The organism is Bacillus sp. LR--39, from assembly GCF_053613335.1.
On record NZ_JBSIOT010001016.1, the window covers coordinates 1 to 656 of the forward strand.

The 656-nt window shown below is 46.2% G+C and carries 1 protein-coding gene; it reads right to left on the reverse strand.

Annotated elements, in window-relative coordinates; all coding sequences use genetic code 11:
- Window positions 1-516, reverse strand: a 516-nt coding sequence (locus ACWHAR_RS28135) for a molybdopterin-dependent oxidoreductase (protein WP_452088577.1), incomplete at its 3' end; no start/stop codon positions are given.
- Window positions 517-656 lie beyond the last annotated feature (140 nt).

The following is a 656-nucleotide window of genomic DNA, read 5'->3' on the forward strand; positions in this document are numbered from 1 at the left end:
GTTTTCCTTTGTAAACTGAATGCCCCTCAGCCATTTGGCGCTTTTCCAAAAATACAAATGCGGCATCACCGCTCTGAGCGGAAAGCCGTGCTCCGGCGTGAGCGGGGCGCCGTTATGGGAATGAGCCAAAAGAGACGAATCCTTCAAAAAGTCTTCGAGCGGAACATTCGTCGTCCAGCCTTCCTCTGCATGCAAGATGACAAATCTGGCTTCCGGAAGCGGCTTTACTCTTTCAGCGATCTCCTTTGTCTTGATCCCTTCCCAAACATTATCGAGCTTGGACCAGCCTGTTACACAATGAATGTCATTGGACACTTCGCTTTGCGGCATCTCATGAAGATCATCCAACGTCAGCAGGAGCGGCTGTTCGACAAGTCCGTAAATTTGCAAATTCCATTTTGACAGGTCTTCGTATTCCGGAACATGTCCTGCATGAAGAACAGGAAAAGATGTTGTGACATTTTGGTTTGGAGGCACCCTGTCGGACTTGTGCGGTTTTGTTTTCCCAAAAAACACGAAAGAACCCCCTTTGTTAACTCGAATAAAAAATGGTTGACAAACTATTTTGTGATCTCTTACGATAAAGTTGTGTGAATCACTGAGGAGGAACAAAGATCATGAATAATAAAAAACTTCGCGCCGGCGAAATGGCGCTT